Annotated in this window: 17 protein-coding genes and 2 pseudogenes; 13 read left to right on the top strand and 6 right to left on the bottom strand. The window is 72.7% G+C overall.

Going from position 1 to position 20,871, the window contains the following annotated elements; genetic code table 11:
* Positions 1-69: 69 nt before the first annotated feature.
* The 4 genes and pseudogenes from ABZY12_RS20240 (at position 70) to ABZY12_RS20225 (ending at position 5,190) form a co-directional block, all read left to right on the top strand.
* On the top strand, positions 70-1,797 hold the full coding sequence (locus tag ABZY12_RS20240) for a phospholipase D-like domain-containing protein (RefSeq protein WP_356892133.1): 1,728 nt from the start codon (positions 70-72) through the stop codon (positions 1,795-1,797).
* Between the two features lie 85 nt (positions 1,798-1,882).
* Positions 1,883-3,217, top strand: a complete 1,335-nt coding sequence (locus tag ABZY12_RS20235; RefSeq protein ID WP_356892147.1) for a radical SAM protein — start codon at positions 1,883-1,885, stop codon at positions 3,215-3,217.
* Positions 3,218-3,334: 117 nt separating this feature from the next.
* Positions 3,335-3,424, top strand: a pseudogene (locus ABZY12_RS20230) (IS5/IS1182 family transposase); the annotation flags it as partial.
* Positions 3,425-3,732: 308 nt separating this feature from the next.
* A complete protein-coding gene (locus ABZY12_RS20225; protein ID WP_356892131.1) occupies positions 3,733-5,190 on the top strand; it encodes an aldehyde dehydrogenase in 1,458 nt (485 codons plus the stop codon).
* 99 nt (positions 5,191-5,289) lie between these two features.
* On the opposite strand, the pseudogene ABZY12_RS20220 reads toward ABZY12_RS20225, so the two are convergent.
* The 3 genes and pseudogenes from ABZY12_RS20220 to ABZY12_RS20210 all read right to left on the bottom strand — a co-directional run.
* A pseudogene (locus tag ABZY12_RS20220) lies at positions 5,290-5,588 on the bottom strand (IS630 family transposase); the annotation flags it as partial.
* Positions 5,589-5,683: 95 nt separating this feature from the next.
* Complete coding sequence (locus ABZY12_RS20215; protein ID WP_356892129.1) at positions 5,684-6,613, bottom strand: ketopantoate reductase family protein; 930 nt, start codon at positions 6,611-6,613, stop codon at positions 5,684-5,686.
* A complete protein-coding gene (locus tag ABZY12_RS20210) occupies positions 6,610-7,173 on the bottom strand; it encodes a helix-turn-helix domain-containing protein (protein WP_356892127.1) in 564 nt (187 codons plus the stop codon). The genes ABZY12_RS20215 and ABZY12_RS20210 overlap by 4 nt, the downstream gene beginning before the upstream one ends.
* A gap of 80 nt (positions 7,174-7,253) precedes the next feature.
* On the opposite strand from ABZY12_RS20210, the gene ABZY12_RS20205 reads away from it, so the two are divergent.
* The 4 genes from ABZY12_RS20205 (at position 7,254) to ABZY12_RS20190 (ending at position 11,989) form a co-directional block, all read left to right on the top strand.
* Positions 7,254-8,738 carry an ROK family transcriptional regulator gene (locus tag ABZY12_RS20205; RefSeq protein WP_356892125.1) on the top strand — a complete coding sequence of 495 codons (1,485 nt, stop codon included), beginning with the start codon at positions 7,254-7,256 and terminating at the stop codon, positions 8,736-8,738.
* A gap of 209 nt (positions 8,739-8,947) precedes the next feature.
* Positions 8,948-10,429 (top strand): ABC transporter permease, encoded by a 1,482-nt coding sequence (locus ABZY12_RS20200; protein ID WP_356892123.1) that lies wholly within the window; start codon positions 8,948-8,950, stop codon positions 10,427-10,429.
* Positions 10,430-10,464: 35 nt separating this feature from the next.
* Positions 10,465-11,163 carry an ABC transporter ATP-binding protein gene (locus ABZY12_RS20195; protein ID WP_356892121.1) on the top strand — a complete coding sequence of 233 codons (699 nt, stop codon included), beginning with the start codon at positions 10,465-10,467 and terminating at the stop codon, positions 11,161-11,163.
* 103 nt (positions 11,164-11,266) lie between these two features.
* Positions 11,267-11,989 (top strand): CDP-alcohol phosphatidyltransferase family protein, encoded by a 723-nt coding sequence (locus tag ABZY12_RS20190; RefSeq protein ID WP_356892119.1) that lies wholly within the window; start codon positions 11,267-11,269, stop codon positions 11,987-11,989.
* On the opposite strand, the gene ABZY12_RS20185 is transcribed toward ABZY12_RS20190, so the two are convergent.
* The gene (locus tag ABZY12_RS20185) at positions 11,970-12,443 is read right to left on the bottom strand and encodes an adenylyltransferase/cytidyltransferase family protein (protein ID WP_356892117.1); all 474 of its coding nucleotides are present in this window, start codon (positions 12,441-12,443) and stop codon (positions 11,970-11,972) included. The genes ABZY12_RS20190 and ABZY12_RS20185 overlap by 20 nt on opposite strands.
* A 199-nt stretch (positions 12,444-12,642) precedes the next feature.
* Between ABZY12_RS20185 and ABZY12_RS20180 the strand changes: the two genes are divergently transcribed.
* Genes ABZY12_RS20180 through ABZY12_RS20170 form a run of 3 tightly spaced genes read left to right on the top strand, consistent with a single transcriptional unit; the run spans position 12,643 to position 16,819 of the window.
* Positions 12,643-13,848 carry a glycosyltransferase family 4 protein gene (locus ABZY12_RS20180; RefSeq protein WP_356892145.1) on the top strand — a complete coding sequence of 402 codons (1,206 nt, stop codon included), beginning with the start codon at positions 12,643-12,645 and terminating at the stop codon, positions 13,846-13,848.
* Positions 13,845-15,581, top strand: a complete 1,737-nt coding sequence (locus ABZY12_RS20175; RefSeq protein ID WP_356892115.1) for a lipopolysaccharide biosynthesis protein — start codon at positions 13,845-13,847, stop codon at positions 15,579-15,581. Before ABZY12_RS20180 ends, ABZY12_RS20175 begins: the two co-directional genes overlap by 4 nt.
* On the top strand, positions 15,578-16,819 hold the full coding sequence (locus ABZY12_RS20170; protein WP_356892113.1) for a hypothetical protein: 1,242 nt from the start codon (positions 15,578-15,580) through the stop codon (positions 16,817-16,819). The genes ABZY12_RS20175 and ABZY12_RS20170 overlap by 4 nt, the downstream gene beginning before the upstream one ends.
* Here the strand turns inward: ABZY12_RS20170 and ABZY12_RS20165 are convergent.
* Positions 16,792-18,303: a hypothetical protein gene (locus tag ABZY12_RS20165; RefSeq protein WP_356892111.1), complete on the bottom strand. Its 1,512-nt coding sequence runs from the start codon at positions 18,301-18,303 to the stop codon at positions 16,792-16,794. The two genes, ABZY12_RS20170 and ABZY12_RS20165, sit on opposite strands and share 28 nt — an antisense overlap.
* A gap of 160 nt (positions 18,304-18,463) precedes the next feature.
* Here ABZY12_RS20165 and ABZY12_RS20160 point away from each other — a divergent pair, with 160 nt between their 5' ends.
* Entirely contained in the window at positions 18,464-19,000 is a 537-nt protein-coding gene (locus ABZY12_RS20160; protein WP_356892109.1) for a WcaF family extracellular polysaccharide biosynthesis acetyltransferase, read from the top strand.
* 8 nt (positions 19,001-19,008) lie between these two features.
* Positions 19,009-20,151 carry a glycosyltransferase gene (locus ABZY12_RS20155; protein WP_356892143.1) on the top strand — a complete coding sequence of 381 codons (1,143 nt, stop codon included), beginning with the start codon at positions 19,009-19,011 and terminating at the stop codon, positions 20,149-20,151.
* Here ABZY12_RS20155 and ABZY12_RS20150 read toward each other — a convergent pair.
* A complete protein-coding gene (locus tag ABZY12_RS20150) occupies positions 20,130-20,822 on the bottom strand; it encodes a hypothetical protein (RefSeq protein WP_356892107.1) in 693 nt (230 codons plus the stop codon). The two genes, ABZY12_RS20155 and ABZY12_RS20150, sit on opposite strands and share 22 nt — an antisense overlap.
* Positions 20,823-20,871: the final 49 nt, after the last annotated feature.

The raw sequence follows: 20,871 nt of genomic DNA, 5'->3' as shown, positions 1-20,871 counted from the left end.
GGTCTCCCCGCGCGTACGGCGTTCCGGGGGCGCCCGGCCGGTGGGCGACACAGAGGGAGGACCGATGCTGTGACGCGAGCCGACTGGCTCCTGGCGCACGGCGAACGCGGCAACACCGCGACGCGCCTCGACAAGCGGCGCCCGGACGGAGCGTGCTGGTCCGAAGGCAACGAGGCCCGGCCCGTGGTCCACGGAGCCGCCTACTTCGCGGAGCTTCTCGCAGGGATCCGCGCGATGCGCGCGGGTGATCTCCTGCTGTTCACCGACTGGCGCGGCGACCCCGACGAGCGGCTCGACGGGGACGGCACCGAGATCGGCACCGTCCTGGGCCGGGCGGCCGAGCGCGGCGTCATCGTCAAGGGGCTCCTGTGGCGCTCCCACCTGGACAGATTCCGGTTCAGCGAGGAGGAGAACCGCCACCTCGGCGAGGAGATCGAGGAGGCGGGCGGCGAGTGCCTGCTCGACATGCGGGTACGACCCGGTGGCTCGCACCACCAGAAGATGGTGGTGCTGCGCCACCCGGGCCGCCCGGAGCGGGACATCGCGTACATCGGCGGTATCGACCTCTGCCACGGCCGCAACGACGACGCCGACCACCGCGGCGACCCGCAGACGCTCCCCTTCGCCGCGGCCTACGGGCCGCGCCCGCCGTGGCACGACATCCAGCTCGCCCTCCGCGGGCCGGTCGTCGGCGACATCGAGGCCGTCTTCCGGGAGCGGTGGGAGGACCCCTCCCCGCTCAGCCGCAGCCCCGTCACCCGCCTGCGGGAGCTGGTGCACCGGGAGGACACCCACGCGGACAGCCTGCCGCCGCAGACGGCCGACCCCGGACCCTGCGGCACGCACACCGTCCAAGTCCTGCGGACCTATCCCAACCGGCTCCTGGCCGGCTACCCCTTCGCTCCCGACGGCGAGCGCAGCATCGCCCGGGCGTACCTCAAGGCGCTGCGCCGGGCCCGGACCCTGATCTATCTGGAGGACCAGTACCTGTGGTCCCCCCGGGTGGTCGCCTGCTTCGCCGAGGCCCTGCGCAGGCATCCGCGGCTGCGGCTGATCGGCGTCATCCCCTCCGTGCCGGAGCAGGACGGCCGGCTCACTCTCCCCATGAACCTCATCGGACGCATCACCGCCCTCGACGAGCTGCGCCGCGCCGGCGGGGACCGGGTCGCGGTGTACGGCCTGGAGAACCACGCCGGAACCCCCGTCTACGTCCACGCCAAGGTGTGCGTGATCGACGACGTATGGGCCTCGATCGGCTCCGACAACGTCAACCTCCGCTCCTGGACCCATGACTCCGAGCTCAGCTGCGCCGTACTCGACGGGAGCACGGACCCGCGGCGGCCGAGCGATCCAGGAGGGCTCGGCGACGGCGCACGCGGCTTCGCCCGCGAACTGCGCCTCGAGCTCATGCGCGAGCACCTGGACGCCGAGGAGCCGGGGGAGCCCGCGGCGCGGGGCGCCGGGACGTCCCGGGCGCTACCCGGAGCCCCGGGCGGCCCGGGCGCACCCGGAGCGACGCGCGGAGCCCGGGAACCGGCGGCGCCGACGGCGGCGCCCGCGGTGTGGGACGCGCTGTGCGACCCCGCCGCCGCCTTCGACGCCTTCCGGGAGACCGCCGCCGCGCTGGACGCCTGGCACGAGGGCGGTCGCGTCGGCCCACGGCCGCCCGGCCGGCTGCGCCGTTACGTACCGCCCGAGCTGCCCAGGACGCAGCGCCGGCTCGCGACTCCGCTGCACCACCTCCTGGTCGACCCGGACGGCCGCCCGCTGCGCATGCGGCGCCGCAACGCATTCTGAGGGCGCGACGGCCGCCGTCCGGACTCCTCGCGGCCGGGGATACGCTTCCAGGTGATCCTCAACGGAGTCAGGGATGGAGCAGCACATGGAGAGCCTCAGCCGTACCGCGCTGGTCGAGGGCCTGATGGGGCGCTTTCCGCACGTGCCACGGGAAGCCGTGATCAAGGAGGACCTGCTGCGCGGCGGCATGGCCTTCGACGAGTCCGCGCTCAGCGGCACCGCCGACGGGGCCTCCGGTGACGTCAAGCCGAAGTCGTACTTCATCTTCTCCTTCGACCACCGCACGCTCCCGGAGCTCGGAGCCGCGGCGCTCAACCGGCCGCCCGAGGAGATCGTCCTCACGGGTGGCCCCTACGACCTGCGCCGTACCGTCGTGTCCGTACGGGTCAACCCGGACTCGCCGTACGTGGTCCGGGCCGGGGAGGACGGCGCGCTCGGGCTCTATCTGGACGGCGTGCGGATCGCGGACGTCGGGCTCCCGCCGATGCCGGAGTACTACCGGCACACGCTGTCGAACGGCAAATCGGTGATGGAGGTCGCGCCGACCATCCAGTGGGGCTACCTCGTCTATCTGACGGTCTTCCGGGTGTGCCAGTACTTCGGCGCCAAGGAGGAGTGCCAGTTCTGCGACATCAACCACAACTGGCGCCAGCACAAGGCGGCCGGCCGGCCGTACACCGGGGTCAAGCCGGTCGAGGAGGTGCTGGAGGCGCTGGAGATCATCGACCGGTACGACACCGCCGGGACGTCCCGGGCCTACACCCTGACGGGCGGCTCGATCACCTCACAGGTCGGCGGCCGGGACGAGGCCGATTTCTACGGGCACTACGCGAAGGCGATCGAGGAGCGGTTCCCCGGCCGCTGGATCGGCAAGGTCGTCGCGCAGGCGCTGCCCCGCGACGCCGTCCAGCGCTTCCACGACTACGGCATCCGGATCTACCACCCCAACTTCGAGGTGTGGGACCGCCGGCTGTTCCAGCTGCACTGCCCGGGCAAGGAACGCTACGTCGGCCGCGACGAGTGGCACCGCAGGATCCTGGACTCGACCGAGGTGTTCGGTCCGCGCAATGTGATCCCCAACTTCGTGGCGGGCATCGAGATGGCCGAGCCCTTCGGGTTCACGAAGGTGAGCGAGGCGATCGACTCCACCGCCGAGGGCCTGCGGTTCTTCATGTCGAACGGAGTCGTCCCGCGGTTCACCACCTGGTGCCCCGAACCGACGACGCCCCTGGGCAAGGCCAACCCCCTGGGCGCGCCGCTGGAGTACCACATCCGTCTCCTCGAGACCTACCGGGCGACGCTGGAGGAGTTCGGCCTGAGCTCACCCCCCGGCTACGGCCCGGCGGGCCCAGGCCGCGCGGTGTTCTCGGTCAGCTCCTTCATGGACAGCCTGGAGGGGCTCGAACACCCCGTGGCCTAGGGATGGTCATCAAAGTGATCTTGATTGGCGGCTCCTGGTCGGGTGATGCGTCGCCGCCATGAGCCGGCCGATGCCGAGTGGGATTTGTTGCGGTCCTTGCTGCCGACGTCCTCGACGGGCCGTCCCCGGACTCGGCCGACGCGCGTCGTCGGCGACAAGGGCTACGGCTCCAAGGCGACCCGCACCTGGCTACGGCAGCGCGACATCGCCCACACCATCATCGAGCGCGGACCAGATCACCGACCGACTCCGGCGCGGCCGTTTCGGCGGCCGCCCGCCGTCTCCTCATGTGGGCGTGATCTTTGGCGGTCGTTCCCTCGTGCCGTGACCGGGAAGGTTCGCCGGGTTGCCGCTCGCGGGTCGCCACGGCATCGGTCCTCCGTCTGGTGGAAGCCCGCGCGCGGCCGAGGCCCGGACGTGGTCGGCTGAGGGGCAGCATCACGTGGTGACGGCTTGGCCTCGCTCACCGCCGGCCATCCAGGTGGGTGCGTCCTGGCACGGCGAAAGGAGCGGACATGACCAGCCACACAGTGCGGGATCGGCTGTTCATCGGCGGGGACATGGTCACGCCTGCCTCGGAAGACGTGATCGAGGTCATCTCTCCGGTCACGGAGGAGCGGGTCGGTACCGCTCCCTCATCGACGCCTGCCGATATCGACCGAGCGGTACGCGCGGCGCGCGCGGCCTTCGACGATGGCCCCTGGCCCCGCATGTCTCCACAGGAGCGCGCGGACGCGCTGGGTCCGTTCGCCGAGTACCTGCGCGCACGTGTCCCCGAGATCGCACAGCTCATCACCACGGAGATGGGCTCACCGATCAGCTTCTCAAACCAACTCCAGGCACCGGTTCCTGTGATGGTCCTGGACTACTTCAGGGAACTTGCCGCGACGTTCCCCTTCGAGCAGGATCGAGCAGGTCTCAGCGGTCCCGCGCGGATCCTTCGGGAGCCGGTGGGCGTCGTAGGGCAGATCGTGCCGTGGAACGCGCCGCTCATCCTGACGATGGTGAATCTTGCTCCCGCCCTGATCGCCGGCTGCACCGTCGTGCTGAAGCCCGCCCCGGAGACCCCGCTGGACGCGTACCTGCTCGCCGACGCTGCCATGGAGGCCGGTCTGCCTCCAGGCGTCCTCAACATCGTGCCTGCCGACCGGGAAAACAGTGAGGCGCTCGTGCGGCACCCGCTGGTTGACAAGATCAGCTTCACGGGCAGTTCCGCCGTAGGGCGGCGGGTCGGCGCGCTGTGCGGCGAGCAGTTCAAGCGCGTCACCCTCGAGTGCGGCGGGAAGTCGCCCGCCATCATCCTCGAGGACGCCGACATCGACAGCGCGGTGCCCGCCCTCATGCCGTACGCGATCATGATGTCCGGCCAGCACTGCCTGGCGCAGACCCGGATCCTCGCTCATCGCAGCCGCTACCGGCAGGTTGTGGATGCGATCTCGCAATCGGCTGCTGCGCTGAGGGTCGGCGATCCGGATGACCCCTCGACCGAGGTCGGCCCCCTGGTGGCCGAGCGCCAGCGGCGGCGGGTCGAGGACTACATCGCCGGCGGGCGGAAGGACGGCGCGACGATCACGGTCGGCGGCGGCCGGCCCGCGAGCCGGCCGAAGGGCTGGTACGTCGAACCGACGATCTTCGCAGACGTCGATAGCTCCATGCGCATCGCGCAGGAGGAGATCTTTGGCCCTGTGCTCGTCGTGATCCCGTTCGACGACGACAACGACGCGGTCCGTATCGCGAACGACTCGAAGTACGGTCTGTCGGGAAGCGTCTGGACCAACGACCTGGAGCGGGCCATGCGCATCGCTCGCCAGGTGCGCACGGGGACCTTGACGCTGAACGGGTACCGGATCGAGTTCGCCGCCCCGTTCGGCGGATACAAGGAATCCGGGATCGGCCGCGAGTTCGGGCCCGAGGGCCTCAGCTCGTTCCTGGAGTACAAGACGATCAATTTGCCGGGCGATCCAGTGCTGTGACCGGGAAAGGTCCGGCGGTCAGGTCGTGGCCTGGACCGCTCTGCCGCCCCGGCGGATGGCTTTCTCGCTGCGGACGCGGGCTCGTTCGCGTCGTTGTGCGGCCCAGCAGGAGCCCGCGGTCGGCCGGATGCCCAGGGGGCCGAACTCATCGAACCGAACGTGCGGTGCGGGCGCACGTTGATCGCGTACTCGATTCGGTCGAGCTTGGCTTCGAAGTCAGGGTCCGGGGATTCCTTCCAGGTCTTCGTGCGCTGGAAGGAGATCCCGCGGCGGGCCGGTAAGCAGCGCAGGGTCTCCCGGCCGATCCGGACCGGCCGGGAGATGTCGCGTCGCAAGTGATCGACGAGCTTGCGGATAGCCCAGCGGGTGAACGGCTTGCCGAGCTGGCTCTGACACACGCCTCTGACTGCAGACCTCCCCGGACCGCGCGACGCAACTGCCGCTGCCACGGCTCTACCAGCCCCGGCGCTCGCCGGGGTCTGAACGACAACCCCTAGGCGGCAGGGGAGGTGGCGCGGCGCTGGTGGACGCGGAGGTGGAGGGTGGCCAGGTCCAGCAGGGGTGTGGCCACCGACAGGGCGCGGGCCCGGTCCACCAGGTCGCCGAAGAGGTGCTCGACCTCGGTGGGGCGTCCGGCTGTCAGGTCGCGGTAGAGGGAGGGGACCATCGGGGACCCGGTCGCCGTCACGATGTCGAGGGTCGCGGTCAGTTCCCGCTCCGGTACGGGATGGCCCGCCGCCGCCGATACCGCCGCGGCCTCCGCGAGGACAGCCGCGCCGAGTTCCGGTCCTCCCGCTACGGCGTTGACCTCGCCGACCGTCCCGCGCATCAGGCTGGTGACCGCCCCGAACGTGGTGATGAAGACCCACTTGTGCCACATCGACGCCATCACGTCCTCGGGAACCAGGGCGTCGATGCCCGCCTCGTCGAGCACGGCTCGTATCTTCTCCACGCGGGGCGAGGGCGAGCCGTCCTGTTCGCCGATCGTCAGATGGGCCAGGGGCGCGAGGCGGAGGATGTCGCCCTCGTCGTTCAGGGTGGTGATCACCTTGGCGACGCCGCCGAGGACCGGCGCGGTGCCGAAGCGGGCGTTGAGGGCGTCGATGTGCGCCAGGCCGTTGAGCAACGGCACGATCGCCGTGTGCGGGCCGACGGCCGGGGCGATGTCCTCGATCGCCTGCTCCAGGGCGGTGGACTTCACGGAGAGCAGGACGAGGTCGTAGGGGGTGGCCAGCGCGTCGGCGGTGACGAGCCGGGGCTCCAGCCGCCACTCCTCGTCCCGCCCGGTGACCCGCAGCCCGCGCTCGCGCAGGACGGTGGCGCGGTGCGGCCGGACCAGGAACGTGACGTCCTGTCCGGCACGGGCCAGCATGGCCCCGAAGTAGCCTCCGGTGGCTCCTGCGCCGACGACCAGGATCTTCATGAGTGCGAACCTCTCTTGGAGCGTGGAGTGAGCGGGGTGTGCGGCAAGGGCTGGAGCAGCCGGTGCGGACGGGCGAGGGCCCGCGTCACCGGATCGTCGTCCTCGGCCGCCGGGGCGAGCCCGGGGCCCGGGGTGACCAACAGGTCCTCGACCGCGACCGGTACGCCGCAGCCGGTACAGCGCCCGTCGGCGGCGACCGGGGCGTCGTCGTCCGCGTGGCGGAAGATCCGGCGGGGGCCGCCGTCCGCCGCGTAGAACGCGTCGCCCCAATCGGTGAGCGCGCGGACGGCGGGCCAGAGCGCGACACCCTTGGGGGTCAGCGCGTAGACCTCGCGGCGCCCCGTGTCCGGGAGGCGCCGCAGCACCTCCGCGTCGGTGAGGGTGGTCAGCCGGTCGGTGAGCACCGCCCGAGGGAGACGCAGATGCGCGGCGAACTCCCCGAAACGGCGCACCCCGTAGAAGGCGTCCCGCACGATCAGCAGCGTCCACCGCTCGCCGATGATCTCCATCGAGCGGGCGAGGGCACAGGTCTGGCCGCTGTAGTCGCGTGGCAGGGGCATGCGGTGGACAGTAGCGGAAAGAGTTCGGTGATTGAACTCTTTTGAGGGGGCGGGAGCGAGGGGGCTAGGCTCGGCGCACGATGAAGAAGACTCCGGCGACCGGGAGCGCGCGCCCGGTGGAACCCAAGGCCGACAAGGCGAGCGTGCGTCGGCACAACCTCAGCCTCGTCCTGCGTACGGTTCACGAGGCGGGCGAGACGACCCGCGCGGCGGTCGCGGCACGCGTCGGGCTGACCAGGGCCGCCGTCTCCTCGCTGGTCGAGCAGCTCCTGGAGCACGGCCTCCTGGTCGAGTCGGGCAAGACCTTCAGCGGCCAGGCGGGGCGGCCCGGGACGGTGCTCAAGGCGGCGGACACCGGTCCGGCCGGCCTCGGTGCCGAGATCAACGTGGACTACGTCTCGGTGTGCGTCGTCGACCTTGCGGGCGCCGACCGGATCCGGATCACCGAACCCCTCGACAACCGCACGGCCGGCCCCGTCGAGGTCCTCGAGCGGGCCGCGCGGATCGCCGCGCGTGCTCTGGAGGCCGCGGCGGAACAGCGGTTGCACCCGGTGGGTGTACGGCTCGCCCTGCCCGGTCTCGTCTCCGCCGGGACCGTCCAGCAGGCGCCCAACCTCGGCTGGAACCGGGTGGAGGCCGACCGGCTCTTCGCCGGGGCGCTCGCCGCGCTGCGTCCCGGGGGGCCGGAGCTGCCGGTCGCCTCGGACAACGAGGCGAACGCGGCGGCGCTGGCGGAGCTGTGGTTCGGCGCCTTGGGCGCGGTGCGCAGCTTCCTGCACCTCACCGGAGAGATCGGTGTCGGCGGCGCGATCGTGGTCAACGGTGAACTGCTGCGCGGCGCGCACGGGTTCGCCGGGGAGATCGGCCACCTGCCCGTCGACGCGAACGGTCCCCTGTGCCGCTGCGGCTCCCACGGCTGTCTGGAGCAGTACGCGGGCCAGTCCGCCCTCCTCCGAGCGGCCGGCCTCCCGGGCCTGCCGACGACGGGCGCTCCCGTCTCCGACGCGTCCGCCGACGCTCCCGTCCCCGACGCGTCCGCCGACGCTCCCGTCCCCGACGCGTCCGCCGACGCTCCCGTCTCCGCCGCCGCCGCTGCCGCCTCCGCGTCCGCCGTTGCCGAGGCCCGCGCCGCCGACGCGTCCGCCGGTGCGCCCGCTTCCGCCTCCGCCGCTGCCGACGCGCCTGCTTCGCGCGCGTCCTCCTCCGGCGATGCCCCTGCCTCCGGCGCTTCCGCCGTCGACGAGTTGGTCCGGCGGGTCGATGCCGGGGAGCCCCGTGCCGTGGCCGCCGTCGAGGAGGCCGGGCGGATGCTCGGGCTCGCCCTGTCCGGCGCGGTGAACCTCCTCGACCCGGAGGCGGTCGTCCTCGGCGGCATCTACCCGCGCCTGATGGCCCGGCTGGGCCCCGCCGTCGACGCCGAGCTGGGGCGCCGTGTCGTCTCCGGTCTGTGGACCCCCTCCGCGGGCCGTCTGCGCGCCGCATCCACCTCCGCCGACGCGGCCCGGGGCGCCGCCGCGGTCGTCATCCGGGAAGTCCTCGCCGACCCCCTGGCGTACACCGGCTGACGCCCAGGCGCCCGCACCCGGCCCGCCCGCCCAGGCGCCCGCACCCGGCCCGCCCGCCCAGGCGCCCGCACCCGGCCCGCCCGCCCAGGCGCCCGCACCCGGCCCGCCCGCCCAGCCGCCCGTCCCCCTTCGCGTCCCGGTGCGGACTCTCATCCCCCTCTCACGCGGGCCTTATCCGGCCATCACCCCCCGTCCCTAACTTCGCGCCCATGTTCTTCACCTACCTCCGGCGCGAGTTGCGCCGCCGCAGAAAGGCGGCGCTCGTCGTCGCCTCCGGGCTCGCGCTCGGGATCGCGCTGGTCATCGTCGTCAACTCCGTCTCCTCCGGCATGAAGCAGGCCCAGACCCAGGTCCTGGAGTCCCTCTACGGCCTCGGCACGGACCTCACGGTCACCAAGGCCCGGGAGCAGCCCAAGGCGGGCGATCAGGCCCAGCGGCCCCGGTTCGAGTTCAAGGGCAGGCAAGACGGTGAGGAGCAGAGCAGCGACCGGCTGATGGTCCAGGGCTTCCAGACCCTCCCCGCCTCGACCGTCGCCACCGTCGCCGGGCAGGACGGTGTCGCGCAGGCGGTCGGCGGTCTCAGCCTCACCAACCTCAAGGTCAACGGCGAGTTCAAGCGCGGCGAGATCCAGCGAGCCGAGCCCGGCCAACCCGCCGCGCCCGGCGGCCCGGGCTCCGGTTCCGGCAAGAGCGACACCGTCACCGGCGGAGGCGCCGCCTTCGACGTCGACTCCTTCTCGATCTACGGCACCGACGTCACCGCCCCGGATCTCGGCCCCCTCACCACCTCGACCATCTCCACCGGCCGCACCTTCAAGACCACCGAGACCGACGCCCGGGTCGCCGTCATCGACAGTGCCCACGCCCGGCAGGAAGGGCTCACGGTGGGGGAGACCCTGACGGTCAAGGACGTGAAGTTCACGGTCATCGGCATCGCCACCGCCGACAGCGGCCCGGCCGCCGCCCAGGTCTATCTCCCCCTGAAGCAGGCTCAGACGCTCTCCGACTCCAAGGACGAGATCACCACCGTCTATGTGAAGGCCGTCGATTCCACCCGGATCGACAGCGTCGAGAGCGCCATCCAGAAGAACGTCACCGGCACCACCGTCACCACCTCCGCCGATCTGGCCGAGACCGTCTCCGGCTCGCTCGACACGGCCGCCGACCTCGCCACCAATGTGGGCAAGTGGCTCTCCTACGCGGTGCTGGTCGCGGCCGTCCTGGTCGCCGGACTGCTCACCTCCGCGGCGGTCGGCCGCCGGGTGCGCGAGTTCGGCACCCTCAAGGCGCTCGGCTGGAAGAGCGGCCGGGTCACGCGTCAGGTCATGGGTGAGGCGCTCGTCAACGGCCTCATCGGCGGCGCGCTCGGCATCGCCGTCGGCCTCGGGGGAGCATACGTCGTGACCGCCGTCAGCCCGACGCTCACCGCCGAACTCGGCTCCGGCGCGCTGACGGGCCGGCCCGGCGGCGTCGGCGGCGGCCGGGTCCTCGGCGGTCCCATGGCGACCACGACCGGCCCGGGCGGCGGGGCCGCGAGCACCCTCGACATCGCCCTGACCGCGCCGGTCGGCGTGACCACCGTCGGCCTCGCCGTGATCCTCGCCGTCGGCGGCGGGCTCGTCGCGGGCGGCTTCGGCGCCTGGCGCGCCTCGCGCCTGCGCCCCGCGGACGCGCTGCGCCGCGTCGAGTAGCCCGAACCCCTTCCCGTACCGCAGGAGTTGCACTCATGTACGAACTCACAGGCGTCACCAAGCAGTACCGCAGGGGCCAGGAGAGAATCGACGCGCTCGCCGGCGTCGACCTCACCATCCGCGAGGGCGACCGACTGGTCATCCAGGGCCCCACCGGTGGCGGCAAGTCCACGCTGCTGCAGATGCTGGGCGGTCTCGACCGGCCCACCGCGGGCAGTGTCCTGCTCGACGGCGTCGACCTCGCGAAGCTCTCGGAGAGCAGGCTGACGACCGTACGCGGCAAGAACATCGGCTTCGTCTTCCAGAGCTTCAACCTCATCCCCACCCTCACCGCGCAGGAGAACGTGGAGACCGCCCTCGTGCCGCTCGGCGTCAAGAGCGGTGAGCGGCGCGCCCGCGCGGCCGAGGCGCTGGAGTCCGTCGGCCTCGGCGAGCGCCTCCGGCACCTGCCGTCGGAACTGTCCGGCGGCCAGCAGCAGCGCGTCGCGATCGCCCGGGCCCTGGTGAAGCGCCCCAAGGTGCTGCTCGCCGACGAGCCGACGGGCAACCTCGACGAGTCGACGCGCGACGAGATCGTGGACGTGCTCGAAGGACTGTGGAAGGAGCACGGTCTGACCTTCGTGATGGTCACCCACGACAGCGCCGTCGCCCGCCGCGCCCCGCGCCTGGCGATCATCCGCAGGGGCCGGATCACCCTCAAGGAGAACCGCCCCGCGGAGGCGCTCGACGCCTAGGGCCTGTCCGGGGGCGGCCTCTGGGGGCCGCCCTTCGGTGCTGTCATGATGTGCACCATCACATACGACGTGTGACCGTACGCATCATGACCCGGGGGGGTTCGTGGGAACGATCGGGACCGCGCTGACCGAGCTGAGATCCGCCCAGAAGTCGGCGAAGGGGGTTTCCCTCTACTCGCGCTTCGTCAACCGCCCGGTCGGGAGGTACCTCGCCGCCGGGGCATACGCAGCGGGTCTGACGCCCAATCAAGTCACCTTGATCAGCGCGGCGTTCAGCTTCGCCGCCGTCGCCGGCGCGGCTCTCGGGACGCCGTCCTTGACGCTGGGCCTACTCATCTGGCTCGGCCTCGCCGTCGGGTTCGCCTTCGACTCCGCCGACGGGCAGCTCGCCCGTCTGCGCGGTGGCGGCAGCGCGGCGGGGGAGTGGCTCGACCACGTCGTGGACAGCGCGAAGATCACCGCCCTGCACCTCGCCGTCCTGATCACCTTCTACCGTCACCCCGGACACTACGGAACGGCCGACGACGCCTGGCTGCTCGTCCCCCTCGGCTTCCAACTCGCCGCCGTGGTCACCTTCTTCGGTGGACTGCTGACCGAGAAGCTCACACCGCGCCCCGCGCCCGGGACCCCGGCGCAGGCGCCCTCCACCCTGCGCGCGGTGGCACTGCTCCCCGTCGACCACGGCGTCTTCTGCCTGGTCTTCCTCCTCCTCGGTGCGGGCCCGGCGTTCCGCTGGACCTACACCGTGCTGGGCGTCTTCAGCGCACTGTTCCTCGTCGCCTTCCTGGCGAAGTGGTTCCGCGAACTCAGCGCTGTGCGTCGCTGACCATGGACGCGTGCCCGGCCTCCTGTGTCAGGAGGTCGAGCGAGCGACGGAGTTGAGTGCTGGAGGTGTGGACCGTGTACGGGAAGTAGACGATCTCCACCCCCACCCCCGCGAAGTCCCGTTCCAGCTTCTCGCCCTTGGGCGTGCCCCGCCAGTCGTCGCCCTTGAACAGCACGTCGAACCGGACCTGCGACCAGGTCTCCAGCTTGTCCGGCACGGTCTCCACGAAGGCCGCGTCCACGTATCTCACGCTGCGCACGATCTCCAGACGCTCCACCAGCGGAATCATCGGACGGCGGCCCTTGGCCAGCTCCGCCATCTCGTCCGAGACCACCCCGGCCACCAGGTAGTCGCACTGACTGCGCGCGTGGCGAAGGATGTTCAGATGTCCGATGTGAAAGAGGTCGTACGCCCCCGGCGCGTATCCGACCCGGTACGGCCTGCCTGCGGTCATGTGGGAACCCCCCCAAGTGCGTTCGCGCTCCCCAGCGCGAAGGACTTTCCGACGATAGCGTGCACGTTCCGTCGAGAAGGGGTGAACGACTAGGGTGAACCCAGTCCGCGAACCGGGGGAGAGGGGCGGCGGCATGGGGGAGACAGCGGCCGGTCGGCCGAACGGGGAGGGTACGCCGGCCGGACGGCGGCGACTTCTGCTGGTGTCCACGAACTACGCACCGGAGCACGCCGGGATCGGTCCCTACGCCACCCAGATCGCCGAGCACTGGGCGCGCCTCGGCCACGAGACCCATGTCCTCGCGGGCATGCCCCACTACCCCTCCTGGTCCCTCGACCCGGCCTACGCCGGAGTCTGGCGCCGCACGGAGGAGCGAGCCGGAGTCGTCGTCCACCGCAGACGCCACACGGTCCCACCCCGGCAGACCGCATTACGGCGGGCCGCCTTCGAGGCCACCGTGCTCTTCCACGGTCTGCTCGCCCCGCCGTCCATGGCCCGGCCCGACGCCGTCCTGTCCCAGATGCCCAGCCTCGCGGGCGGGATCATCGGCGCCCGCCTCGCCGCCCGCTGGCGCGTACCGTACGTACCCGTCGTCCAGGACCTGATGGGGGCCGCGGCCGCGCAGAGCGGCATCCGCGGCGGCGACCGCGCCGCCGCCCTCGCCGCCGGGGCCGAGCGCCACGCCCTGCGCGGAGCCACCCTGGTCGGCGTCATCCACGAGACCTTCGTCGACAAGGTCGCCGCCCTCGGCGTCGACCGCCGTCGCATACGCCTCGTGCCCAACTGGTCGCACGTCGCCCGCCCTTCGGCTCCCCGGGACGAGACCAGGGCCCGGCTCGGCTGGCGCGACGGCGAGACCGTCGTGCTGCACTCCGGAAACATGGGCCTCAAGCAGGGACTCGACGTTCTGGTCGAGGCCGCCCGGCGCGACCCCAAGACCAGGTTCGTCCTTCTCGGCGACGGCAACCAGCGGGCTCACCTCCGGACGCTCGCGGCCGGCCTCGCCAACCTCGACTTCATGGAGCCCGTCGGCGACGACGAGTTCCCCGACGTCCTCGCCGCGGCCGACGTCCTCGCCGTCACCCAGCGCGCCTCCGTCCTCGACATGAGCGTCCCCTCCAAGCTGACCTCCTACTTCGCCGCCGGCCGGCCCGTCGTGGCCTCCGTCGCCGCCGAGGGCGGAACAGCGCTCGAAGTGCTGCGCTCGGGCGCCGGGGTCCTCGTTCCGCCGGAAGATCCCGACGCCCTCCTCGCCGAGGTCCGTAGACTCGGCGACGATCCGGCGGCCGCCGACGCGCTCGGCGCCCAGGGGCCCCGACATGTCGAGGCCCATCTGACCCGGGCGGCCGGACTCGCCCGGATCGACGCACTGATCGACGAGGCTCTGGGGGGTCCGCGCACGTGACGCACACGCACGTCTCCGCCGTGGAGGACGACGAACCGGAGCTGCTGCGCGACCAGTTCCGCCAGCTCCTGCGCTACCGCACGGTCATCGGCGCCGGTGTCGGCATCGGCCTCCTCGGCGGCGTCTGGTTCGGCCTGTCCAACGCCGACACCTACGTCGCCACCAGCCAGGTCGTGCTCCGCGCACCCGTCAACGACCCCTTCAACCCCAGCATCTCGCAGGACAAGACCCTCAACATGGGGTCCGAGCGGCAGACCGCGCTCAGCAGCAGCGTCGCCGAGCAGGCCGCCAGGAAGCTCGGCTGGACCGGCACCATCGGCAAACTCCAGAAGGACCTGCAGGTCACCAACCCGCCGCAGAGCCAGGTCCTCCAGTTCACCTACACCGCCGACACGCCACAGGCCGCCGCGGACCGGGCCAACGCGGTCACCCGGGCCTATCTGGAGCTGCGCGAGAAGCAGTGGACCGACGTGCGGGCCACCATGCTGGAGGGCCAGCAGAAACAGCTCGACGAGGTCGCCAAGAAGCACGACCAGAAGACCAAGGAACTCGACCGGATGCCGGACGGGGCCGCCCGTGACGCCGAGTACGGCGTCAAGACCAACCTGCTCAACCGGATCAACGAGCTCGACGCACGAATCAGCCAGCTCAAGTCGCTCGACATGTCACCCGGCACCGTCATCCGCACCGCCAGCGCCCCGGGCTACTCCGACGGCCCCGGACTTCCCATGAGCCTCGGCCTCGGCGCCCTGGTCGGCGTGGCCCTCGGCCTGCTCGCCGCCTGGGTCCGGCTCGTCTTCGACCCCTCCCCGCGCTCCGCCGGCGACGTCGCCCGCGCCGTGCGCGCCCCCGTCCTCGGCACGCTCCCGCGCGGCGCCACCGATGTCCTGCTGGCGGACGACCACACCGACGCCCGGGTCGCGGAGGAGTACCGTTCCGTCGCCTTCCGTCTCGCCTACGACCAGCGGTTCGCCGACCGTCGCCGCCTGCTCGTCGTCGCCCCGCGCGGCGACAACGACGCCGCCGTTGCCGTCGCCTCCCACCTGGCCGCCTCCTTCGCCGAGACCGGCAAGGACGTCCTGCTCATCGAGGCCGACCTGCGCACCCCCACGCTCGCCGGCCGCCTGCGCGCCCACGCCGCGAGCGCCCCCCGCTGGAGCACTCCGACGGACGTCAAGGGCAGCGAGGAGAGCGGCTGGCCCTCCCGCCGTCAACTCACCGTCGACGCGGGTGAGTCAGGCTCCTTCCGCCTCGTGCCGGGGGAACGGGTACGCAACGTGGCCCGCGCCCTGACCGCGCCCAGGGTCTCCCGGCTGATCTCCGAGGCCGACTCGCCCAACTCCACCGTCGTGGTGCTCGCTCCGCCGGTCCTCAACTACGCCGACGCCCTCGCCCTCGTCGACCGGGTCGACGGCGTCCTGATCGTCTGCGACCCGCGCAGTGTGCACCGTGCCGACCTCCAGCGCATCCGTGAACTCATCGCGGGCGCCGGCGGCACCGTCCTCGGCGCCGTCGTCCACACCCGGGGCCGGCGCAGCGGCGCCCAGCGGTCCACCGGCCGTCGGGGCGCCGGCGACCGCGGCCGCCGAACCGCCCAGGGCCCCGCGGACACCGAGGAGTTCGCCGCCGAACCCGAGCAGATCATCCTCGGCGACGGTTCCGACACCGTCGCCCTGCGCCAACTGCGCGCCCAGGACCCGCGCCCCGGCGACATCCACGCGGGCGATCGGTGAGACGTGCCGTCACCGTCGCCGCCTCGGTCCTGGACCAGGCGGCGTCCAGCCTCACCAACATAGCCGTCCTGGTGATCGCGGCGAGGGCGTCCAGCGCGGACGGCTTCGCCGCCTTCTCGATGGTCTACATCACCTTCACCGTGCTCCTCGGCCTCAACATGGCCTTCGTCGGCCAGAGCGTCGTCCTGGAGAAGGGCGAGGACGACGCGGTCGGCGCCGCCGCCCGCTCCGCCGTCACCTTCACCGCCCTGGCCTCCGCCGCAGGCGGGCTCCTGCTGATCTCCGGCGGGGCGCTCACCGGAGGCACCACCGGCCGGGCGTTCCTCGCGCTCGGCCTGGTGCTGCCCGTCGTCCTCGTCCAGGACGGCCTGCGGTACGCCTTCTCCGCGCTCCGCCGGCCCGACCGGGCCCTCGCCGCCGACACCCTGCGCCTCGCCTGTGCCGTCCCGGCCCTGCTGCTCCAGCCGTACGGCACCTCACCGGGCAGTCTCGTCCTCGTCTGGGGGCTGTCGGCGCTGCCCGCCGTGCTCCTCGGGCTCGCCCTGCTCCGCCCCTCCGTACGCAACCGCCCCGGCGACCCGCGCCGCCATCTGCGCAAGGGCCACCTCGGCCGGCGCTTCGTCGTCGAGTTCGCCGTCGGCAACGCCGCCAGCCAGCTCGCCGTCCTCGGCCTCGGGCTCTTCGCCGCCCCGCTCGCGGTCGGCGCGCTGCGCGGCGCCTCCACGCTCTTCGGCCCGCTCAACGTCCTGTTCACCTCGGTCAACGCCTTCGGGCCGCCGCTGCTCGGCCGGGCCGGCTCCCGCCGCGCCACCGTCCGCGCCGCCGCCGCACTCGGCGGCGTCCTCGCCGTCCTCGCGGCCGGCTGGGCCGCCGTCCTGTACGCACTGCCCGATCGCGTGGGCCGCCAACTCCTGGGGGACACCTGGCAGTCCGCCGCATCGCTGCTGCCCGCCACCGGAAGCCAGTACGCGGTGATGGCGGCGGGCACCTGCGCCCTGGTCTCCCTGCGCGTCCTCAGCCCCCGCGCCACCCTCTCCGTCCAGGTCGTCTTCTCCCTGCTCGCCGTCGCCCTGATGCTCGGCGGTTACCTCCTCGGCGGCGCCGCCGGAGCCGCCTGGGGACTCGCGGCCGGCTCCGCCCTCAAGGCCGCCGCGGCCTGGGCACGCGTCGCCCGCAGGCGCCCCGAACGCCACGACCCGCAGGCCGAGGGTCAGCGCAGCGCGGCGCCCTTGTCCTGACGCCACGTGGTGACCAGCGCGATACAGATCAGGGCGATCGCCACCCGGCCCGAGGCCTGGAGCAACGGGCCGCGCAGCAGGATGAAGGAGTAGCCCGCGACCAGCGGCACCACCAGCGAGAGCAGACTGCCCGGCGGCGCCCTGCGCGTACCCCGGCGGGCGAACCGCCCGTCCACGCGCGCGGCGGCGTAGCCGAGCCCGAGCATCCCGGCGCCCATGCCGACGGCCCCGAAGTCGATCCACAGCTCGGCCCAGACCGGCGAGGACAGATTCGTGTTCACCGTCCCCATCCACTGGCCCACCATCACCCCCGTGTCCCGGGGCTTGCCGGGCCACACCGAGCGCGGCACCGCGAAGAGCACGGAGCCCGCCAGCTGCCGGCCGTAGCGGTGCCGGCTCCCCGAGTTCACGAGCGTGATGGTGTTGGCGAACATGCCGACCTGGTCGTAGTCCTTCAGCGCCAGCGGCTCCAGGACCGACGTCGTCTCGACCGGGCGGTAGTTCTTCTCGTCGTAACGGAACCGGTCGGAGAACGGGAAGACGATCAGCGCCATCACCACCCCCAGGCTGAGCGCCGACCGGTACATCGCCGCGCTCACCGGGAAGACGGTGAAGAGCAGGGAGAACATCACCGTCAGGAACCAGTAACGCGGGTTGGAGACCGGGTTGTTCACCACGCAGTTCAGGATCACGAGGGCGAGGAAGACGGCGATCACCATAGGGCGGCGCCGGGCCCGCCGCGACGTGACCAGCCAACGGCTGTACGCCAGGAGGGCGAAGAGCGCCGGGACCGTGCCGAAGCCGCGCAGGAACGCCTGCCCGGCCTGCGAGTCGGCCTGCGAGACCCCTGCCTCCTCGATCCCCGCGATGATCTCCTGACGGCTGGAGAAGAAGACCGCGGGACCGCCCAGTTTGACGACGAACAGTCCGCTGCACGCGAAGGCGAACAGCACCAGGAGATACAGCCGGCGCCGGTGCACCAGCGCCGGGCGTTCCTCGGACCGCCTCGAACCGCCGGGCCGCCCGCGGGCCAGCAGCGATCCCAGGTCGAAGGCGGCGCAGCCGACGAGGACCAGCGCGACCGCCGCGGTCAGGTCCGAGCGGGGGCCGACCACCGGGGTCGGCACCCGGCCGAGCACGGCCTGCGCCAGCGGCGCCACTCCCATCGCCATGTAGACGAAGAGCCAGAACGACCCCTGCAGCAGCTTGCGCCGGCTGGTCAGGATCATCGCCGAGAGCCGGGCCCCGGCGTACATCGTCAGAGCGATCTGGAGGTAGTACGCGGCATCACGCGCACCCGCGCCGGGCTGGACCGCCACCAGCAGCGGCAGGAAGACGGAGAACCCGAGCACCAGCGGGATCGACAGCGCGCGGGACAGCAGCGTGCGCGGCGAGACGGGAGGAGCGAGCAGCAGCGGGGCGGGGGCGGCCGGGCCGGGGCGCGCCCGCGTGGCCGTCTTCGCACCGCGTACGTCGGTCGTCATCCCGCCCCCTGGATTCCCCGCGCGTCCCGGCGCCGACGCGTTTCCGCACCCGCCCCCGAACGCCACCGCGCGGCAGTCTACCGACGCCCCCCTGTCGCCTCGCGTCAACCGTTAGTCTGACCTTCTCGGTGCCAGGGGAGGCGCCGTTGGGGGGTAACTCATGCGGAATCTCCCGGCCTTCACGCTGGCCGGCTACGACAAGGGCCGCGGCAGACTCGTGCAGGCCCTCTGGTTCGCGGTGATGAACACGGTCTTCATGGCGTGGTTCTGTCCCGCCCGGCTGCGTGTCGCGCTGCTCCGCGCCTTCGGCGCCACCATCGGCGACGGGGTGCTGATACGGCACCGGGTCAGGGTCCTGTGGCCGTGGAAGCTGACCGTCGGCGACCACACCTGGATCGGCGAGGGCGCCTGGCTGCTCAACCTGGAGCCCGTCACCCTCGGGGCCCACGTCTGCGTCTCCCAGGAGGCGCTGCTGTGCACCGGCGGCCACGACCACCGGGCCGCCGACTTCCGCTACCGCAACGCCCCGATCACCGTCGAGGACGGCGCCTGGGTCGCGGCCCGCGCCACCGTCCTCGCCGGCGTCACCGTCGGGCGCCACGCCGTCGTCGCCGCGGGCACCACCCTCCACAAGGACCTGCCGGAGCTCACCCTCCACACGGCCGAGGGCCGCCGACCCCTCCCGATGCCGGCATGAGCGGCGGCCTGCGTGTTCTGCACGCCGTGACCCTGCACAGCCCCACCCACGCCTTCGGCGGACCGGTGCGGGTGGCGCTCAACCTCTGCCGGGGCCTCGCCTCGCGCGGGCACCGGGTGCGCCTGACCGGGCTCGGCGACGGCTTCGACGCCGAGGGAGGCGCGCTGCCCACGGAAGTGGAGGGCGTACCCGCGCGCCTCTACCAGGCCCGTTCGATCCTGCCGCTCGGCTTCAGCGGCATCACCTCGCCCGCGCTGCTCGCGGGCGCCGGCGCGCTCGTGCGGAACGCCGACATCGTCCATGTCCACCTCGCGCGGGACCTGGTGACCCTGCCCGTCGCGCTCGCCGCGCTGCGGGCCGGGCGCCCGCTCGTGCTCCAGACGCACGGCATGGTCGACCCGAGCGACAGGACCCTCGCCAGGATCCTGGACGCGGTGGCCGTCCGCCGTGTCCTGCGGGGAGCCTCCGCCGTCCTGCATCTCACCGGGCGCGAGCGCAGGGACCTGGACGCCGTCGCGGGCGGCCCCCTGGAGCGTTCCGTACGGCTCGTCAACGGCGTCCCCGCCCAGGAGCCGCGGCCGGACCCGGCCGGGCCGCCCCGCGTCCTCTACGCCGCCCGGCTCCAGGCCCGCAAGCGGCCCACCGACTTCGTCGCCGCCGTGCCCGAGATCCTGCGCCACCACCCCGACGCCTCGTTCGTGCTCGCCGGTCCCGACGAGGGCGAGCGGGCGGCCGTGGACGCGCTCGTCGCCGAGCTGGGGCTGCGGGACCGGGTGAGCCTGCCGGGCCCGCTGTCGGCCGAGCGGATGCTGGAGGAGCTGCGCCGGGCGCACCTCTACGTCCTGCCGTCGGTCGACGAACCCTTCCCCATGTCCGTGCTGGAGGCGCTGTCGGTCGGGACACCGGCCGTCGTCACCACCTCCAACGGCCTGGCCCGGGACATCGAGAAGGCGGGCGCCGGCCGCGTCGTGACCGACGCCGCCGGCCTGGCACCGGCCGTCCGCGCCCTCCTTGATCCCGGTGCGAACGCCGCCGCCTCCGCGGCGGCCCACGAGCTGGCCGGGAAGTCGTTCTCGATGGAGGCCGTCCTCGACACCCTGCTCGGCGTCTACGAGTCCGTCCGCAAGGGTCAGGCGGGCAGCCAGGCGTAGCACGAGCTGGAGACGAACTCCGCCGTCCTCGCGGGGATCCCCGCCTTCACCGGGCCGTCGTCGCCGGGCGACGGCCCGGAGGCGAGGACCTTGCCGTCGGCGTCGAGCGCGCGCCAGGCGCACGCGGGGTCGGTGGTGAGCGCGCGGTACGTCCCGGCCCGGGGCGTCTTGGTGGTGCCGTCGGGAAAACCCGTTTTCGCCGTGGCGAGCAGGGGCTTCTGGGCGGTGCACAGATGGGTGATCGCCGCCTCGGCGTCCCGGATGTCGCCGGCGATGATCGCTCCGACGGCCGCGTCCTTGTCCCGCTTGGCGGTGCGCTCGAGGCGCTGGCAGGACTCCTGGCCGGTCTGCAGCACAGCGGCGGGGTCCGTGTCCTTCGGTACCCGTCCGCTCAGATATGCCTTCTGGTCCTGGGTGAACGAGCCGGTGACCGGCTTGAGTTCGGCGTCCGGCACGACAGGGCCCCGGGAGATGGAGGGGGTGGGGCCGGGCGGCTCCGCCTCGGCCTGCCGGTCGGGCACGGCCGCCGAACGGGACGGTCCCGCGGCCTTCGACGGCCCGCCGGCCCTGCCGCCGCCGGCATCGTCGGAGGACGAGCAGGCGGAGAGGGCGAGCACGGCGGCCAGCACGAGGGCGGCTGCCGCCGGGCGCCGGTGAGGAGGACGACGCATGAGGAGCTCCTGTGGTACGTCGGACGCGGGGCCCGGACCCGCCGGGCCC

The organism is Streptomyces sp. NPDC006551 (assembly GCF_040611675.1).
GTDB lineage: Bacteria > Actinomycetota > Actinomycetes > Streptomycetales > Streptomycetaceae > Streptomyces.
Note: the sequence above shows the minus strand (reverse complement) of the source record. Positions and strands in the feature narration are given on the sequence as shown.

What these genes read in the sequence shown, in the direction of transcription:
- ABZY12_RS20235 (WP_356892147.1), top strand. Translation starts at nt 1,883, where the DNA reads ATGGAGAGCCTCAGCCGTACCGCGCTGGTCGAGGGCCTGATGGGGCGC.
- ABZY12_RS20225 (WP_356892131.1), top strand. Translation starts at nt 3,733, where the DNA reads ATGACCAGCCACACAGTGCGGGATCGGCTGTTCATCGGCGGGGACATG.
- ABZY12_RS20215 (WP_356892129.1), bottom strand. Translation starts at nt 6,613, where the DNA reads ATGAAGATCCTGGTCGTCGGCGCAGGAGCCACCGGAGGCTACTTCGGG.
- ABZY12_RS20210 (WP_356892127.1), bottom strand. Translation starts at nt 7,173, where the DNA reads ATGCCCCTGCCACGCGACTACAGCGGCCAGACCTGTGCCCTCGCCCGC.
- ABZY12_RS20205 (WP_356892125.1), top strand. Translation starts at nt 7,254, where the DNA reads ATGAAGAAGACTCCGGCGACCGGGAGCGCGCGCCCGGTGGAACCCAAG.
- ABZY12_RS20200 (WP_356892123.1), top strand. Translation starts at nt 8,948, where the DNA reads ATGTTCTTCACCTACCTCCGGCGCGAGTTGCGCCGCCGCAGAAAGGCG.
- ABZY12_RS20195 (WP_356892121.1), top strand. Translation starts at nt 10,465, where the DNA reads ATGTACGAACTCACAGGCGTCACCAAGCAGTACCGCAGGGGCCAGGAG.
- ABZY12_RS20185 (WP_356892117.1), bottom strand. Translation starts at nt 12,443, where the DNA reads ATGACCGCAGGCAGGCCGTACCGGGTCGGATACGCGCCGGGGGCGTAC.
- ABZY12_RS20165 (WP_356892111.1), bottom strand. Translation starts at nt 18,303, where the DNA reads ATGACGACCGACGTACGCGGTGCGAAGACGGCCACGCGGGCGCGCCCC.
- ABZY12_RS20160 (WP_356892109.1), top strand. Translation starts at nt 18,464, where the DNA reads ATGCGGAATCTCCCGGCCTTCACGCTGGCCGGCTACGACAAGGGCCGC.
- ABZY12_RS20150 (WP_356892107.1), bottom strand. Translation starts at nt 20,822, where the DNA reads ATGCGTCGTCCTCCTCACCGGCGCCCGGCGGCAGCCGCCCTCGTGCTG.